Source organism: Aquabacterium sp. T101, from assembly GCF_057219775.1.
On sequence record NZ_JBXVVZ010000006.1, the window covers coordinates 193,025 to 208,072 of the forward strand.

Sequence of the window (15,048 nt, forward strand, 5' to 3'; positions counted from 1 at the left end):
GAAACGATTTGTTTCCGCAGGCCACGGCGCGCCCGCCTGTAACGGCAGCACGGCTCGTCGTGATTTCGGCGCGGCCCGGGGCCGCTTGAGGCCCGCGAAGAGGGGGTCAGCGCTCGCGCAGGGCGCCGTCGCGGACCTTGAGCACTGGCTTGAGCAGGTAGGACAGCACGGTCTTCTTGCCGGTGAGCACGTCCACCTCGGCGGTCATGCCGGGGATGATCGGCAGCTTGTCGTTGAAGCCCGGCTTGAGCGTGCGCACCCGCACCAGGTAGAACGCGTTGCCGCGGTCGTCCACCACGGTGTCGGGGCTGATGTTCTCCACCTTGGCCTCCAGGCCGCCGTAGATCGAGAAGTCGTACGCGGTGAATTTCACGGTCGCGGCCTGGTCGGGGCGGATGAACGCGATGTCCTTCGGCGCCACGCGCGCCTCCAGCACCAGCGTGTCGTCCAGCGGCACGATCTCGACGATGTCCTTGCCCGGCTGCACCACGCCGCCCACGGTGTTGGCCAGCAGGCGCTGCACGCGGCCGCGCACGGGGCTCTTGATCTGCGACTTGCTCACCTTGTCGGCCAGCGCCACCTGGCCCTCGTTCAGCGCATTGAGCTTGCCCATCGCCTCGGCGAGGTCGCGCCGCGCCTCGTTGCGGAACGCCAGTTCCGCCTCCTGGGCCTTGCGCTGCGACTCGGCGATGGCTGCCGCGGCGCGCGCGATCTGGGCGCCGGCCTGCTCGGCCTCGCCGCGGTTCTTGGACACGTCGCGTTCCAGGCGCAGGATGTCCACCTGCGACACCGCGCCGGTGGCCAGCAGCGGCCGGGTCTGCGCCAGCTCCTGCTGCGCCAGATCGAGCCCGCGCTGGGCCGCGGTGCGGCGCGCCTGGGCCTCGCTGCGCTCCTGCTCGCGCTGCGCCATCTGCTGGCGCACCACGGCGAGCTGCGCTTCCAGCTCCGAGCGGCGCGACTGGTACAGGCGCTGCTCCTCGTCGATGGTGCGGCGGTCGTCGTCGTCCTTGGCCGGCGGCGGCACGAAGGGCTTGCCCTCGGCCAGCGCGCGCAGCCGCGCCGCCCGCGCCTGCAGCGCGATGCCGGTGGCCGCGCTCTCGCGCATGCCGGCGGTGGCCCGCGTCTCCTCCACACGCAGCAGCAACTGGCCGGCCTCGACCACCTGGCCTTCCTGCACCGCGATCTCCGAGACCACGCCGCCGTCGAGCGACTGCACCACCTGCAACTGGCGCGACGGGATCACGCGGGCCTCGCCGCGCGTCACCTCGTCCACCTGCGCCAGGGCGGCCCACAGCAGCAGCAGCAGCACCGCGACGACCGCGGCGCGGACGATCTTCTGCGCCCGGTGCGTGCGCTGGCGCGAGATCAGCGCGTCGGCCTCGGCCTCGAAGGGCTGCAGCCCGGCCTCGCGCGCCTGCTGGTCGTCCATCGGGCTGCCGAGCCAGCGTTTCGTCACCGGCTCCAGCGCGATGCGCACGCGCTCCAGCCCGGCGTGCAGGCGGCGGCCGGCGGCTTGAAAACCGCTCATGCCGCCCTCGCGATCCGCCCGCTCTGCAGGGCTTCCATGATGCGGTCGCGCGGGCCGTCGGCGACGACGCGGCCGTTGTCGACCACGATCACGCGGTTGACGAACTGCAGCAGCGACGTGCGGTGCGTCACCAGCAGCACGGTCTTGCCCTGCGCGAACTCGGCCAGGCGCTGGGTGACATGCGCCTCGGTGGAAAAGTCCATCGCGCTGGTGGGTTCGTCCAGCAGCAGGATCGGCGCGTTGTGCAGCACCGCGCGGGCGATGCCCACGGCCTGGCGCTGCCCGCCGGACAGCTGCTCGCCGCGCTCGCCCACCGGCATGTCGAAGCCCTTGGGATGGCGATGCACGAAGTCGGTCAGGCCGGCCACCTCGGCGGCGGCCACGATGGCCGCGTCGTCCGCATGCGGCATGCCGAAGGCGATGTTCTCGCGCAGGGTGCCGTGGAACAGCAGCACGTCCTGCGACACGCAGCCGATGTTGCGCCGCACGTCGGCCGGGTCGAGCTGGCGCAGGTCGATGCCGTCCAGCAGCACGGCGCCGCCGTTGGGTTCCATCGGCTGGAACAGGCCCATCACCAGGCGCTGGATCGTGCTCTTGCCCGAGCCGACGCGGCCGATGAAGGCCACCTTCTCGCCCGGCGCGACCTTCAGGCTCACGCCGTCGAGCGCGAGGTCCTCGCGGTTGGGGTAGGCGAAGCGCACGCTGCGCAGCTCGATCTCGCCCTTGAAGTCGCGCCGCTGCACGAAGGGCGCGCCGCCCTCGGCCAGCGACGGGCGCTCCACCGGCTGCGCCATCAGCTTGTCCAGCGACTCGAGCGCGGTGCGCGCGCCCTGGTACTGCATCAGCAGGCCCACCACCTGGCCGGCGGGGGCGAGCGCGCGGCCGGCCAGCATGCCGGCGGCGATCAGCGCGCCCATGGTGATCTGGCGCTCGCCGATCAGGTACACGCCGATCAGGATCACCATCACGCTGGTGAGCTGCGTCAGCCACGCCGTGCCGTACATCGCCGACGACGACAGCGCGCGCATGCGCACGTTGATGCGCGCGAGGAAGGTGTTGGCCCGCTCCCAGCGCGCCTGGATCAGGCCCTCGGCGCCCTGGGCCTTGATGGTCTCCAGGCCGGTCAGGCTCTCGATCAGCGTGGCGTTGCGCTGCGCCGACGCGCGCCAGGTGGTCTCCGACAGCTGGTGCAGGCGGTGCTGCAGCACCCAGCCCAGCACCACGATGATGCCGAACACCACCACCACCGGCACCGCGAGCCACGGCGACAGCCACGCCATCACCAGCACGAACAGCAGCGCGAAGGGCAGGTCGATCAGCGTGGTGACGGTGGACGACGCGATGAAGTCGCGCACCTGCTCGAAGCCGCGCAGGTTGCTGGCGAACGAGCCCACCGACTCCGGCCGGTGCGCCAGGCGCAGGCCGAGCACCCGCTCCATCAGGCGCGCCGACAGCTCCACGTCGATGCGCGCGCTGGCCTCGTCGACGAAGCGGCTGCGCAGGCTGCGCAGCCACAGGTCGGCGCACAGCACCAGCACGATGCCCACCGCCATGGCCCACAGGGTCTCGACGGCGTTGTTCGGCACCACGCGGTCGTACACGTTCATCGAGAAGATCGGGAACGCCAGCGCGAACACGTTCACCAGCGCAGCGGCGGCCAGCACGTCGCGGTAGACGAAGCGCTGCGCGCCCACGGCGGACCAGAACCAGTGGCCGCGCCGCGTCGGGCGCACGGCCGAGGTGCGGCCGTCGAAGCGGAACTGCGGCCGCACGAAGAGGGCCACGCCGCTGTAGCGCGCGGCCAGCTCGTCGCGCGGTAGGCTCACCGCGCCCTGGCCGGTCTGCGGCAGCAGCACCTGCGCGCTGCCGTCGTCGGCCCAGCCGGTGAGCACGCAGGTCTGCGACTGCGCCAGCACCAGCACGGCGGGCAGGGCGGCGGGGTCGATCGCGTCCAGCGCCACGCGCTGCAGCCGGGTGGCCATGCCGGCCCGCGCGGCGGCTCGCTCGGCCAGGTCCAGCGTCAGACGGCCGTCCACCAGCGGCAGGCCGGCCGACAGCGACGCGCGCGACGCGCCCTGGCCGTGCAGACGGCACACCTCGACCAGGCTGTCGAGCAGCGGGTCGGGGTGGATCAGGTCTTCACGGAGTCGGGCGGGAGCGCTCGCGGTCATGGCTTGTGAAAGGACAGCGCCACCCCGGCAGGGGCAGAGCCTCGTTAGCCTATATCGGCGCAGTGCAGCCGGAATTCACCGGCCCGGCGATCGGCGAAGAAATGTGCCAAGGTTTCACGCACGGTGCGAAAAGCGATCTGGTCCCAGGGCACCTCGTCCTCGGCGAAGAGGCGGGCTTCCAGGGTCTCGCTGCCGGGGTCGAGCTCGGGCGAGGTCATCGTGGCGCGGTAGAAGAAATGCACCTGGCCCACGCGCGGCACGTTGAGCACCGCGAACAGCGGGCCCAGCTCGATGCGGGCCCCGGCTTCCTCGTCGGTCTCGCGCAGCGCGCCCTGCTCGGTGGTCTCGCCCAGTTCCAGGAAGCCCGCGGGCAGGGTCCACAGGCCGTGCCGCGGCTCGATGGCGCGCTTGCACAGCAGCACGCGGTCGCCCCACACCGGCACCGTGCCCACCACGTTGAGCGGGTTCTCGTAGTGGATGGTGGCGCAGGACGGGCACACCGCGCGCTCGCGGTTGTCGTCCGCGGGCACGCGGTAGGTGACCGCGTGGCCGCAGGCACGGCAGAACCGGATTCGCTCTCGCGCGGACAGCAGCATGGCGGGCAAGTGTAGCGATGGCATCATGGCCGTCCACGCTCCCGGGGTTCGCGCCATGCAGCTCTACAACTACTTCCGTTCGTCCGCGTCGTACCGCGTGCGCATCGCGCTGGCGCTCAAGGGCCTGGACTACGACTACAAGGCGGTGCACCTGCTGCAGGACGCCCAGTTCAAGGAGTCCTACGCCGCGGTGTCGGCGTCGCGCCTGGTGCCGGCGCTGGTGGACGGCGACGCGGTGGTCACCCAGTCGCTGGCGATCATGGAGTACCTGGACGAGACCCATCCTGAGCCGCCACTGCTGCCCGCCGACGCCGCCGGCCGCGCCCGCGTGCGCGCCATCGCGCTGGACATCGCCTGCGAGATCCACCCGCTGAACAACCTGCGCGTGCTGCGCTACCTGGTGCGCGACCTGAAGCTGTCGGAAGACGACAAGAACCGCTGGTACCGCCACTGGGTCGAGACCGGGCTGGAAGTGGTGGAGCGCCAGCTCGCCGACCCGCGCACCGGCCGCTTCTGCCACGGCGACGCCCCCACGCTGGCCGACGCGGTGCTGGTGCCGCAGATCTTCAACGCGCAGCGCATGGACTGCCGCCTCGACCACGTGCCCACGGTGATGCGCGTGTTCGACGCCTGCATGGCGCTGCCCGCGTTCGACGGCACCCAGCCGTCGAAGTGCCCCGATGCCGCGTAGCGACGCCTTCCTGCGCCCCGCCTGGGCGGCGGACCCGCGCGTGGGCGCGCTGGTCACCACGCGCGCCGGCGGCGTGAGCCTGCCGCCCTTCGATTCGATGAACCTCGGCCGGTCGTCGGGCGACGCGCCCGAGGCCGTGGCCGAGAACCGGCGCCGCTACGAGGCGGCGATGGGCGTGCCCACGGTGTACCTGTCGCAGGTGCACGGCACGCGCGTGCTGCGCCACACGGCCGCCGACCTGCGCCCGGCCGAGCCGCAGCAGGCCGACGCCTGCATCACCACCGAGCCGGGCCTGGCCTGCACCGTGATGGTGGCCGACTGCCTGCCGGTGCTGTTCGCCGCGCCCGGCGCCCGCGGCGTGGGCGCGGCGCATGCCGGCTGGCGCGGCCTGGCCGGCGGCGTGCTGGAAGCCACCGTGGCCGCGCTGTGCGACGCCACCGGCTGCGTCCCGGCCGACCTGCACGCCTGGCTTGGGCCCTGCATCGGGCCGGACGCTTTCGAGGTGGGGGCCGACGTGCTGCAGGCCTTTGGTTCTGACCCGGGCGCCCCGGGCCCGCGCTTCGTGCCGAGCGGCCCCGGCGCGGACGGCGCGCCGCGCTGGCTGGCCGACCTGCCGGCTCTGGCGCGCGACCGTCTTGTGGTTGCCGGCCTCAGGCACGTGGCCGGAGGCCACTGGTGCACGGTGGCCGACCGGTCAAGGTTCTTTTCGTTCCGGCGCGACCGGGTCACCGGCCGCATGGCCGCCGGGGTGTGGATCCGGCCCTGAGCCGGCGTCCACGGCCGCGGCCTGCGCCTCGGCCGCCGCCTGCGCGGCGCGGCGGGCCCGACGCCGGGCCGGCGTCGACAGGATGTACAGCACCACCGACAGCGGCAGCACGCCCCAGCCGATCACGGTGAAGGCCACCCCGACGGCGGTGCCGTTGGGCGACATGGCCTCGGCCACGGCCACCATCAGCACCACGTACATCCAGGCCAGGGCGACGAGATAGAGCATTGTTGCGTATCCCGTGATCCGGGAGCTTGAGTCATAGTGCGGTAAGCCAGACGGCCTACAACATGGCATTGTTCACGAGCCGCCAGCGACCCGCTCGTGACGGGACAAGACCAGGAGACATCGCGATGCCCCGCACCCCCTCCACGCCCCCGGGCGCCGAGCCCGCCGACGCCTTCGGCAAGGCCGTCGGCAGCATGCTTCAGGCCGCCGCCGGCCTGACCCTGCCGCCCAAGGCGCTGAGCGAGCTGCAGGCCGACTACCTGAAGGAAGCCACGGCGCTGTGGAACAGCACGCTCGAGCGCATGTCCGGCCAGGCGCCGGCCGACCCGCCGAAGCTGCCCGACCGCCGCTTCGCCGCCAGCGACTGGGTGGCCAACCCGGCCGCCGCGCTGACCGCGCAGACCTACCTGCTCAACGCCCGCACGCTGATGAAGATGGCCGACGCCATCGAGGGCGACGAGAAGACCCGCGCCCGCGTGCGCTTCGCGGTGCAGCAGTGGATCGACGCCGCCGCGCCGAGCAACTTCCTCGCGCTCAACCCCGAGGCGCAGCGCAAGGCGCTGGACACCAAGGGCGAGAGCATCGCCCAGGGCCTGGCGCACCTGTGGGGCGACGTGCAGCAGGGCCACGTGTCGCAGACCGACGAAAGCGTGTTCGAGGTGGGCCGCAACGTGGCCACCACCGAGGGCGCCGTGGTGTTCGAGAACGAGCTGTTCCAGCTGCTCGAATACAAGCCGCTCACGGCCAGGGTGCACGAGCGGCCGATGCTGTTCGTGCCGCCGTGCATCAACAAGTACTACATCCTCGACCTGCAGCCCGAGAACTCGCTGATCCGCTACACCGTGGGCCAGGGCCACCGGGTGTTCGTGGTGAGCTGGCGCAACCCGGACGAGTCCATCGTCGACAAGACCTGGGACGACTACATCGAGCATGCGGCCATCCGTGCCATCCGCGAGGTGCAGGCCATCAGCGGGCAGCAGCAGATCGACACGCTGGGCTTCTGCGTCGGCGGCACCATCCTGGCCACCGCGCTGGCCGTGCTGGCCGCGCGCGGCGAGCATCCCGCGGCCAGCCTCACGCTGCTGACCACGCTGCTGGACTTTTCCAACACCGGCGTGCTGGACCTGTTCATCGACGAGCCCGCGGTGCAGCTGCGCGAGGTGACGATCGGCGAGCAGGCGCCGCAGGGCCCGGGCCTGCTGCGCGGCAAGGAACTCGCCACCACCTTCAGCTTCCTGCGCCCGAACGACCTGGTGTGGAACTACGTCGTCGGCAACTACCTCAAGGGCGACAAGCCGCCGCCGTTCGACCTGCTCTACTGGAACGGCGACTCGACCAATCTGCCCGGGCCGATGTTCTGCTGGTACCTGCGCCACACCTACCTGCAAAACGAGCTGCGCCAGCCCGGCAAGCTCACGGTGTGCGGCGAGAAGCTCGACCTCGCGCGCATCAAGGCGCCGGTGTTCGTGTACGCCTCGCGCGAGGACCACATCGTGCCCTGGGAGGCGGCCTTCGAGAGCACCAAGATCCTCAAGGGCAAGGTGCGCTTCGTGCTCGGCGCGTCGGGCCACATCGCCGGCGTGATCAACCCGCCCGCGGCCGGCAAGCGCAGCCACTGGGTGGACGGCAAGCTCGGCGGCAAGGCCTCGGCATGGCTGGACAGCGCCACCGAGAAGCCCGGCAGCTGGTGGCCGGACTGGGCGGCCTGGCTCAAGCCGCACGCCGGCAAGATGGTGCCCGCGCCCAAGGGCTACGGCGACCGCCGCCACAAGTCGATCGAACCTGCGCCCGGCCGCTACGTCAAAGCCAAAGCCTGACCCCCCCACACGAGGAGCCTCTTCCATGGCCATGGACATCGTCATCGTCGCCGCCGCCCGCACCGCCGTGGGCAAGTTCGGCGGCACGCTCGCCCGCACCCCCGCCGCCGACCTGGGCGCGGCCGTGATCCAGGACCTGCTCAAGCGCGCGCGCCTCGAAGGCGACCAGATCGGCGAGGTGATCCTGGGCCAGGTGCTCACCGCGGGCGCGGGCCAGAACCCGGCGCGCCAGGCGGTCATCAAGTCCGGCCTGCCCAAGGCGGTGCCGGCGATGACGATCAACAAGGTGTGCGGCTCGGGCCTGAAGGCCGTGATGCTGGCGGCCCAGGCCGTGCGCGACGGCGACAGCGACATCGTGATCGCCGGCGGCCAGGAAAGCATGAGCATGAGCCCGCACGTGCTGCAGGGCTCGCGCGACGGCCAGCGCATGGGCGACTGGAAGATGATCGACTCGATGATCGTCGACGGCCTGTGGGACGTGTACAACCAGTACCACATGGGCATCACTGCCGAGAACGTGGCGCGCCAGTACGGCATCGGCCGCGAGGCGCAGGACGCGCTGGCGCTGGAGTCGCAGCGCAAGGCCGCCGCGGCGCAGGACGCCGGCCGCTTCAAGGACGAGATCGTGCCGTTCTCGATCCCGCAGAAGAAGGGCGACCCGGTGGTGTTTGCCGCCGACGAGTTCATCAACCGCAAGACCGACGCCGCCGCGCTGGCCGGCCTGCGCCCCGCCTTCGACAAGGCCGGTACCGTGACCGCCGGCAACGCGTCGGGCCTGAACGACGGCGCCGCGGGCGTGGTGGTGATGAGCGCGAAGAAGGCCGACCAGCTGGGCCTGACGCCGCTGGCGCGCATTGCCAGCTACGCGTCGGCGGGCCTGGACCCCGCCACGATGGGCATGGGCCCGGTGCCGGCCAGCCGCCGCGCGCTCGAGCGCGCCGGCTGGAAGCCCGCCGACCTGGACCTGCTCGAGATCAACGAGGCCTTCGCGGCCCAGGCCTGCGCCGTGCACCAGGAAATGGGCTGGGACACGAGCAAGGTCAACGTCAACGGCGGCGCGATCGCGATCGGGCACCCGATCGGCGCGTCGGGCTGCCGCATCCTGGTGACGCTGCTGCACGAGATGCAGCGCCGCAACGCCAGGAAGGGGATCGCCAGCCTCTGCATCGGGGGTGGCATGGGTGTGGCGCTGACCGTCGAGCGCTAGAGTCGAACCGTCCAACAAGGAGACTAGGACATGGCACAGAAAGTTGCGTACGTCACGGGGGGCATGGGCGGCATCGGCACGGCCATCTGCCACCGCCTGGCCAAGGAAGGCTTCAAGGTCATCGCCGGCTGCGGCCCGAGCCGTGACTTCAACAAGTGGCTCGACGAGCAGAAGGCGCTCGGCTACACGTTCTACGCCTCGGTGGGCAACGTGGCCGACTGGGATTCCACCGTGGAAGCCTTCACCAAGGCCGTGGCCGAGCACGGCACGATCGACGTGCTGGTGAACAACGCCGGCATCACGCGCGACCGCATGTTCCTGAAGATGTCGCCGGAAGACTGGAAGGCCGTCATCGACACCAACCTCAACAGCATGTTCAACGTCACCAAGCAGGTGGTGCCGGGCATGGTGGAAAAGGGCTGGGGCCGCATCATCCAGATCAGCTCGGTGAACGGCGAGAAGGGCCAGGCCGGCCAGACCAACTACTCGGCGGCCAAGGCCGGCATGCACGGCTTCACGATGGCGCTGGCGCAGGAGCTGGCCGCCAAGGGCGTGACCGTGAACACCGTGAGCCCGGGCTACATCGGCACCGACATGGTCCGCGCGATCAAGCCGGAAGTGCTGGAGAAGATCGTTGCCACGATTCCCGTGAAGCGCCTGGGCACGCCGGAAGAGATCGGCTCCGTGGTCGCCTGGCTGGCGGGTGAAGACTCGGGCTTCACCACCGGTGCAGATTTTTCCTGCAACGGCGGCCTGCATATGGGCTGACTGCGCACCGACGCTGCGCCGAAGGGACCCGCGAGGGTCCCTTTTTCTTGGGTGCCGCGGAACGGCTAATCGATCAAGCCGGTGAAGCGGCGGTCGAGCAGGTCGGCGTCGTCGAAGTGGCGGCGGCCGACGAAGGCGGTGGCGTGGTGGCCCCACTGGCGCATGGCGCCGGCGCTGGCGATGCCCATGGGCCAGAAGACGTAGCGTTCGCCGCGCTCGGTGCCGGCGACCAGCCCGCTCGGGCCGTACAGGCTACGCGTGCCGCCGCCGGGCCAGGGCAGGCGCTGCAGGTCGTCTTCCGGCCGGCGCTCGTAGGGCACGGCGTCGGCCGGCGCGTCGCCTGCCGGCGCCACGCCCACGCCGAGCACGTAGTGCGTGGCCGACGCCAGGCGGACCACCAGCCGCTCGCCCGCGCCGTAGCGCGGCAGCGGCGCCGGCACGAAGGCCCATTCCTCGTCGTCCGGCGCGCCGGGCCGCAGCGCCACGCCCGGGCCGGGGAAGAACAGGTGGTAGCAGCCGCAGGTGTGGATGGTGTCCAGCAGGCGCGGCTGGCCGTCGGGGCCGAGCGTCAGGCGCACGATCACGCCGTCGAGCGTGCCGCCCAGCAGGTCCAGCGCGCCGGTGCGCGGCCGCTCGGGAAACCACAGCGTGTAGACCAGCTGCGTGAGCAGCCGGCCCTGCACCCGCGTGTGCGCGAGGCGCTGGTAGACCACCGGTCGCGCGGTGTCCACGCGCGGCTGGCCGTCCGCGCCCCAGGCCGGCGCGCCGGGGTCGTCGAACGTGCCACGCCGGTCGATGTGAAAGCGCGGCGCATGCAGCGCCAGCAGCCGCTCGGCCGCGGCGGCGTCGAGCGGCGGGGCCCCCGGCGGCGCCTGCAGCGTGGCCGACGGCAGCGCGGCGCGCGCCTGCGGCACCAGCGGGCGGGCCGGCAGCGGCTGCTGCGCGGCGGCCAGCATGGCGGCGGTGTGGTCGGCCTGCCAGCGCTGCACCCCCGCAAAGAACGGCAGCCGCGTCAGCGGGTACAGCCCGGCGGCGCGTGCGGCGGTGCTGTAGCGGTCGGGCACGCGGGCGCGGTCGCGCAGTGCGGCGTGCGAGGCGGCGTCGGCCAGCACCGCGGCCGCCAGCCGGCGCGAACAGCCCGCCAACCGCGATTCGTGCGCCGCGCGCTGCGCGGCCGGCACGCCGGCGGACGACAGGTTGGCCACTTCCACCCGGCGCGCGGTTTCGTCCAGCGCGCGCAGATGCTCCACCCAGGCGGCGAAGGCCGCTTGCGGTGCGCCCGGTGCCGGCTGCTGCGCGGCGGCGACGCGGTCCACGCGCAGCATCGGGAACCCCGGTACCGGGTCGTGCGCCGCGTCGCGCACGCCGGCGGCAGACACGTCAGCGTCCAGCGCCTGCATCCAGCGCAGGCAGGCCGAGTCCTGCGGCGAGGGCAGGGCGGTGATGAAGCTGGCCGGGGGCGGGGGCAGGCTGGCGCACCCCGCCGCCAGCAGGCCGGCCAAGGCCAGTGCGGCTCTCATGCGAGCCTCATGCGGCCGCCGGCGGCGCAAGCAGGTGCGCGATGGAATTGGCGTAGTAGCGCAGCAGCGGCAGCTCGCTGGCGCGCGCGGCGAGCAGGCCGTCCACCCGGTCCACCAGGTGGCGCTGTTCCAGCATGCGCAGGCCGGAGGTGACGGCGTAGTCCCAGTCGCTGCGTGGCAGGTACAGGCGCGCGTCGCGCTCCTGCAGGCGCGCCACCAGCGCGGCCACGGCGGACTTGAGCTCCAGCTCGCCCAGCGGCCGGCCGTCCTGCGCCAGCAGCACGGTGGCCACCAGCGGCACCGGCAGCACCGGGATCAGCCGGCCCACCGAGTCCATCAGGTGGCGGCCGAGCGCGGCCACCTCGGCCTGGCGCTGGTCGCGCGGCAGGTGATCAAAGTCCACCCCGCGCTGCGCGGCCCAGGCGCGCACCGACACCGGCGTGCCGAAGTTGACGCAGGCGTAGCCGAAGCGGTGCCAGCGGCTGCGCAGCAGCAGCCCAAGCTGCGTGCCCACGAAGCGCAGCGTGCGCCACGCCGCGGCCAGCCGGCCCGTGCGCGGCGCAGCGGCGTCGCCGGCGATGAGCTGGGTGCGGTCTTCCAGCACGCGGTCGTAATTGAGCCCGAGCGGCACGAACACCAGGTCGCGCTCGCCATGCGTGTGGAAGCCGCGCAGCATGTAGTCCAGCACGCCGAAGCGCGGCTCGCGCATCAGGCCGTCGCGCGTGAGCCCGCCCTCGGGGTACACCGCCTGCGTGACGCCGGCCTCGGTGGCCATGGCGATGTAGCGTTCCAGCACGCGGCGGTAGAGGTCGTCCTTGGAGTTGCGGCGCACGAAGTACGCGCCCATGGCGCGGATGAGCTGCTGCAGCCCCCATACGCGCGCCCACTCGCCCACCGCATAGGACAGCGCGGCGCGCTCCGCGGCGAGGTAGGACGCGATCACGTAGTCCATGTTGCTGCGGTGGTTCATGACGAACACCACCGTGGCGTCGGCGGGAATGGCGTTCAGGCCCGCGTCGTCCGTGTAGCCGATGCGCACGCGGTACAGGAAGCGCGACACGTTCTTGCCCAGCCAGTACCCCACGCGAAAGTACACGTAGGCGTTGAACGCCGGCACGATCTCGCGCGCATAGCGTTGCACCTGGTCCAGCGCCACCTCGCGCGGCATGCCTCGCGCGTCGGCAAAGGCCTGCGCCGCCTGCTGCACCTTGTCGTCGAAGATCAGCCGGTCGATCAGCGCCTGGCGCCGCACCTGCTGGAAGGGGCGGATGCCGATCTTGAGCCGGCGGCCCACCTCGTTTAGCACGCGGTTGGCGCGGCTCTTCCAGAACCAGCGCGCGCTGGGCATGAGCAGCCGGTCGAGCAGCGCCCACGCCGCCAGCGCGCCGACCAGCAGCGCCAACCACAGCGGCAGGGTGATGCTCGTGGACATCCGGGCTCGGGGGTGGGGGTACGCGGCCCATGCTAGCGCCTGCCGCGTGCCGGATACTGCGGGCATGCACGAGTTCCCCCCACCGCCGGGCCAGGGCCTGGCCCCGCTGCTGCGCCTGGAAGTGCAGGTGGGCGAGCTGCTCACGCTGGGCGCCATGGCCGTGGGCGAGCGCCGCATGGTCACCATCACCGGCGGCCGGTTCGAGGGCGCGGGCGAGCTGCAGGGCTGGCACGGCGAGGTGCTGGGCGGCGGCGCCGACTGGCAGCTGCTGCGCCCGGACGGCGTGCTGGAGGTGGACGCGCGCTACGTGCTGCAGGACACCGAAGGCGCGCGCGTGCAGGTGGTGAGCCAGGGCCTGCGCCACGGCCCGCCCGAGGTGCTGGCCGCCCTGGCCCGTGGCGATGCGGTGGACCCGGCGAGCTACTACTTTCGTACTGCGATGCGGTTCGAGGCGGCAGCCCAGCGGCTGGATAGGTTGAACCGCGTGGTGGCCGTGGCGTTTGGGGCGCGGGATGCGCGGTGTGTGAGGTTGGTGGTGTTTGGGGTGAGGTAGGGCGGCGGCCTGCGCGCGCGGCGGTGCGCGTGAGTGTGTCCGGTTGGGATGGCGGCTTCCAATGACTTGATTGAGGCTCGCCCACCCCCAAGAGCCAACCTTGTCAGCTCTGCATGGCCCTTACAGAATCGGGCCAACGGGAGTGCCGGTTAATTCGGCATTCGAGAGGGGTTGGTTAACCCTTGGAGTCGGGGGAAAAAGCAGATGCATCAAGCACTTGCGGGGGAGACGGACGGCTGTTTTATGCAGCACGCTCAGTTTTTATCCAGTCTCCCGAAAACACGTTAGGCCGCATGAAAGCACCAGTCCTGCACTTCAGCGTTCAAACACCAGCCGGGCCGCAGCTCTGCCGTGTTGAGCTGAGCTGGTTTGGCGGTGAGCGCTACTACGTGAACAACAAGCTTGTTCTTCGGCAGTGGTCGTTTCTCGGAAAGATCGCGCGCTTCAACGTGCATGGCGCGCAGGTCAGCGTGCGGTCGCACTTGGCGCATCGAGGAGCAGTCATGGAAGTCTCTGTCGACGGGAAGGTTGTCATTGAGAACCTGCTTGCGGAGTACAACTCAGCCCTAACGCAGAAGCTCGGCGGTAGCGCGGGTCCAAGAGGGTCTGGTTACTGGTTGGCCAAAGTGGGCCTTTGGCTTGCCCTCGCGCTGGTGTTCTTCACTCTCTTCAAGTGGGTGGGGAGACATGCGGCCTAACCCCTCGGTCGAAGCGAGGCCCAACGCCAAGGCGCCCTGCCCGCCTACCGGTTGTACGTGTTGTCCGTCCAGCGGGCAGGGCACCTCGCCGTCGGTCCCGCCTCACCTCGAACGTTAGGCCGCACACAAATGCGCAAAGCCCTAATCCAGGCATTTATCTTTGCTGTAAGTGGGTTACTTTTCGTCGTTGCCTTCGAAGTACTCACGTTTGAGATGCCTCCCAAGGGCGGCTCTGCCATCTGGGAGCAGCGGCTCTCCCTGCACATTGCGCTGGTCGCGGTCCTTGGGTTCGTCGCACTCATAGGCTCCTTCGCCGGCTTTCTGCTTCCTTCAGCGGGGCGCCGTGCGTCGCTGAAGGTGGCCGCCGTTGGAGGTGCAATCTACGTTCTGCTTGCCGCACTGATAGCCGTCCCCACGGCGCTTTCGGCAGGGCTCATCCTTGGCAGCCTAGTTGCGCTCTTGTTGGCTGTCGGTTTGGCCTGGGGCTCAAGTCGTGCGTTCGGCAAGGGTGCGGCCTAACCCCTCGCTCAAGCTGACCCGCTACGGCATGCGCTGTAAGCCCGGGCCGCGGCACATGGTGCATCATCGCGGCCCGGGCTTACAGCGCATGCCTCCGCGGGCAGCTTAGCTCGAACGTTAGGCCGCACAACCGCCTTGATCATCGTGCGATGAACACCCTTAAGTCGTTCCATGACTACCACCTCACCGGCTACGAAGTTGACGGTCAACGCCGGGAACTCCGTTTAAATCTCGCTTGGCTGTATGCCGAGGGCACCAAAGCCCGCCCATCTGAACAAGTCATCTTCGGCGGGGTCGAGGACTACTTTTTTGAGCATGACCTTGGTGTCAATATCGTGTATGCGATTGAAGAGGTTCCCATGCTCGGCCACCTACAAGCAAACGAGCAACGGTTTCTAGAGAATGCGAAGTGGGGTTGGCCGCGCTTCTGGGCGATGTCCCGCTCGCTGTTGAACCGTGACCGGTGACGGCTCCTCGGTGGACATGCTACGCGGCCTTCAAGACGGCGCCGTTGTCGCTTTCGGGGCGACGGCCATCCAGGGCCTTGAGGAGGG

Annotated in this window: 15 protein-coding genes; 9 read left to right on the plus strand and 6 right to left on the minus strand. The window is 70.8% G+C overall.

The window, feature by feature from the left end; translation table 11 throughout:
- Window positions 1-106: 106 nt before the first annotated feature.
- From AC2EAQ_RS15390 to AC2EAQ_RS15400, 3 genes are read right to left on the minus strand one after another with little or no spacing between them, the layout of a single operon-like run.
- Entirely contained in the window at window positions 107-1,528 is a 1,422-nt protein-coding gene (locus tag AC2EAQ_RS15390) for an HlyD family type I secretion periplasmic adaptor subunit (protein ID WP_484645222.1), read from the minus strand.
- Window positions 1,525-3,699, minus strand: coding sequence for a type I secretion system permease/ATPase (locus AC2EAQ_RS15395; protein ID WP_484645223.1), 2,175 nt, complete (start codon window positions 3,697-3,699; stop codon window positions 1,525-1,527). Before AC2EAQ_RS15395 ends, AC2EAQ_RS15390 begins: the two co-directional genes overlap by 4 nt.
- A gap of 44 nt (window positions 3,700-3,743) precedes the next feature.
- Window positions 3,744-4,295, minus strand: a complete 552-nt coding sequence (locus tag AC2EAQ_RS15400; RefSeq protein WP_484645224.1) for an NUDIX hydrolase — start codon at window positions 4,293-4,295, stop codon at window positions 3,744-3,746.
- A gap of 55 nt (window positions 4,296-4,350) precedes the next feature.
- Between AC2EAQ_RS15400 and maiA the strand changes: the two genes are divergently transcribed.
- Together maiA and pgeF are read left to right on the plus strand one after the other, a co-directional pair.
- A complete protein-coding gene (gene maiA / locus AC2EAQ_RS15405) occupies window positions 4,351-4,986 on the plus strand; it encodes a maleylacetoacetate isomerase (protein ID WP_484645240.1) in 636 nt (211 codons plus the stop codon).
- A complete protein-coding gene (gene pgeF / locus AC2EAQ_RS15410; RefSeq protein ID WP_484645225.1) occupies window positions 4,976-5,752 on the plus strand; it encodes a peptidoglycan editing factor PgeF in 777 nt (258 codons plus the stop codon). Before maiA ends, pgeF begins: the two co-directional genes overlap by 11 nt.
- Here pgeF and AC2EAQ_RS15415 read toward each other — a convergent pair.
- Entirely contained in the window at window positions 5,681-5,980 is a 300-nt protein-coding gene (locus AC2EAQ_RS15415) for a hypothetical protein (protein WP_484645226.1), read from the minus strand. The two genes, pgeF and AC2EAQ_RS15415, sit on opposite strands and share 72 nt — an antisense overlap.
- Before the next feature lie 125 nt (window positions 5,981-6,105).
- Here AC2EAQ_RS15415 and phaC point away from each other — a divergent pair, with 125 nt between their 5' ends.
- Genes phaC through phbB form a run of 3 tightly spaced genes read left to right on the plus strand, consistent with a single transcriptional unit; the run spans window position 6,106 to window position 9,772 of the window.
- Window positions 6,106-7,797, plus strand: coding sequence for a class I poly(R)-hydroxyalkanoic acid synthase (gene phaC / locus AC2EAQ_RS15420; RefSeq protein WP_484645227.1), 1,692 nt, complete (start codon window positions 6,106-6,108; stop codon window positions 7,795-7,797).
- A 25-nt stretch (window positions 7,798-7,822) separates the two neighbouring features.
- Complete coding sequence (locus AC2EAQ_RS15425) at window positions 7,823-9,004, plus strand: acetyl-CoA C-acetyltransferase (protein ID WP_484645228.1); 1,182 nt, start codon at window positions 7,823-7,825, stop codon at window positions 9,002-9,004.
- Between the two features lie 30 nt (window positions 9,005-9,034).
- Window positions 9,035-9,772, plus strand: coding sequence for an acetoacetyl-CoA reductase (gene phbB / locus AC2EAQ_RS15430; RefSeq protein WP_484645229.1), 738 nt, complete (start codon window positions 9,035-9,037; stop codon window positions 9,770-9,772).
- Window positions 9,773-9,837: 65 nt separating this feature from the next.
- On the opposite strand, the gene AC2EAQ_RS15435 is transcribed toward phbB, so the two are convergent.
- Together AC2EAQ_RS15435 and AC2EAQ_RS15440 are read right to left on the minus strand one after the other, a co-directional pair.
- A complete protein-coding gene (locus AC2EAQ_RS15435) occupies window positions 9,838-11,292 on the minus strand; it encodes a hypothetical protein (RefSeq protein ID WP_484645230.1) in 1,455 nt (484 codons plus the stop codon).
- A gap of 7 nt (window positions 11,293-11,299) precedes the next feature.
- Window positions 11,300-12,724, minus strand: coding sequence for a 1-acyl-sn-glycerol-3-phosphate acyltransferase (locus tag AC2EAQ_RS15440; RefSeq protein ID WP_484645231.1), 1,425 nt, complete (start codon window positions 12,722-12,724; stop codon window positions 11,300-11,302).
- A gap of 64 nt (window positions 12,725-12,788) precedes the next feature.
- On the opposite strand from AC2EAQ_RS15440, the gene AC2EAQ_RS15445 reads away from it, so the two are divergent.
- The 4 genes from AC2EAQ_RS15445 (at window position 12,789) to AC2EAQ_RS15460 (ending at window position 14,961) form a co-directional block, all read left to right on the plus strand.
- On the plus strand, window positions 12,789-13,277 hold the full coding sequence (locus AC2EAQ_RS15445) for a DUF3237 family protein (RefSeq protein ID WP_484645232.1): 489 nt from the start codon (window positions 12,789-12,791) through the stop codon (window positions 13,275-13,277).
- 293 nt (window positions 13,278-13,570) lie between these two features.
- Window positions 13,571-13,975 carry a hypothetical protein gene (locus AC2EAQ_RS15450; protein ID WP_484645233.1) on the plus strand — a complete coding sequence of 135 codons (405 nt, stop codon included), beginning with the start codon at window positions 13,571-13,573 and terminating at the stop codon, window positions 13,973-13,975.
- A gap of 129 nt (window positions 13,976-14,104) precedes the next feature.
- Complete coding sequence (locus AC2EAQ_RS15455) at window positions 14,105-14,494, plus strand: hypothetical protein (protein WP_484645234.1); 390 nt, start codon at window positions 14,105-14,107, stop codon at window positions 14,492-14,494.
- Window positions 14,495-14,643: 149 nt separating this feature from the next.
- The gene (locus tag AC2EAQ_RS15460; protein ID WP_484645235.1) at window positions 14,644-14,961 is read left to right on the plus strand and encodes a hypothetical protein; all 318 of its coding nucleotides are present in this window, start codon (window positions 14,644-14,646) and stop codon (window positions 14,959-14,961) included.
- The last annotated feature ends 87 nt before the right edge of the window (window positions 14,962-15,048 follow it).

Bases quoted from the DNA above. Each gene is read 5' to 3' on its own strand.
- AC2EAQ_RS15455 (WP_484645234.1), top strand. From the start codon at position 14,105: ATGCGCAAAGCCCTAATCCAGGCATTTATCTTTGCTGTAAGTGGGTTA.
- AC2EAQ_RS15415 (WP_484645226.1), bottom strand. From the start codon at position 5,980: ATGCTCTATCTCGTCGCCCTGGCCTGGATGTACGTGGTGCTGATGGTG.
- AC2EAQ_RS15425 (WP_484645228.1), top strand. From the start codon at position 7,823: ATGGCCATGGACATCGTCATCGTCGCCGCCGCCCGCACCGCCGTGGGC.
- AC2EAQ_RS15400 (WP_484645224.1), bottom strand. From the start codon at position 4,295: ATGCTGCTGTCCGCGCGAGAGCGAATCCGGTTCTGCCGTGCCTGCGGC.
- pgeF (WP_484645225.1), top strand. From the start codon at position 4,976: ATGCCGCGTAGCGACGCCTTCCTGCGCCCCGCCTGGGCGGCGGACCCG.
- phbB (WP_484645229.1), top strand. From the start codon at position 9,035: ATGGCACAGAAAGTTGCGTACGTCACGGGGGGCATGGGCGGCATCGGC.
- AC2EAQ_RS15440 (WP_484645231.1), bottom strand. From the start codon at position 12,724: ATGTCCACGAGCATCACCCTGCCGCTGTGGTTGGCGCTGCTGGTCGGC.
- maiA (WP_484645240.1), top strand. From the start codon at position 4,351: ATGCAGCTCTACAACTACTTCCGTTCGTCCGCGTCGTACCGCGTGCGC.
- AC2EAQ_RS15390 (WP_484645222.1), bottom strand. From the start codon at position 1,528: ATGAGCGGTTTTCAAGCCGCCGGCCGCCGCCTGCACGCCGGGCTGGAG.
- phaC (WP_484645227.1), top strand. From the start codon at position 6,106: ATGCCCCGCACCCCCTCCACGCCCCCGGGCGCCGAGCCCGCCGACGCC.
- AC2EAQ_RS15450 (WP_484645233.1), top strand. From the start codon at position 13,571: ATGAAAGCACCAGTCCTGCACTTCAGCGTTCAAACACCAGCCGGGCCG.
- AC2EAQ_RS15395 (WP_484645223.1), bottom strand. From the start codon at position 3,699: ATGACCGCGAGCGCTCCCGCCCGACTCCGTGAAGACCTGATCCACCCC.
- AC2EAQ_RS15445 (WP_484645232.1), top strand. From the start codon at position 12,789: ATGCACGAGTTCCCCCCACCGCCGGGCCAGGGCCTGGCCCCGCTGCTG.
- AC2EAQ_RS15435 (WP_484645230.1), bottom strand. From the start codon at position 11,292: ATGAGAGCCGCACTGGCCTTGGCCGGCCTGCTGGCGGCGGGGTGCGCC.
- AC2EAQ_RS15460 (WP_484645235.1), top strand. From the start codon at position 14,644: ATGAACACCCTTAAGTCGTTCCATGACTACCACCTCACCGGCTACGAA.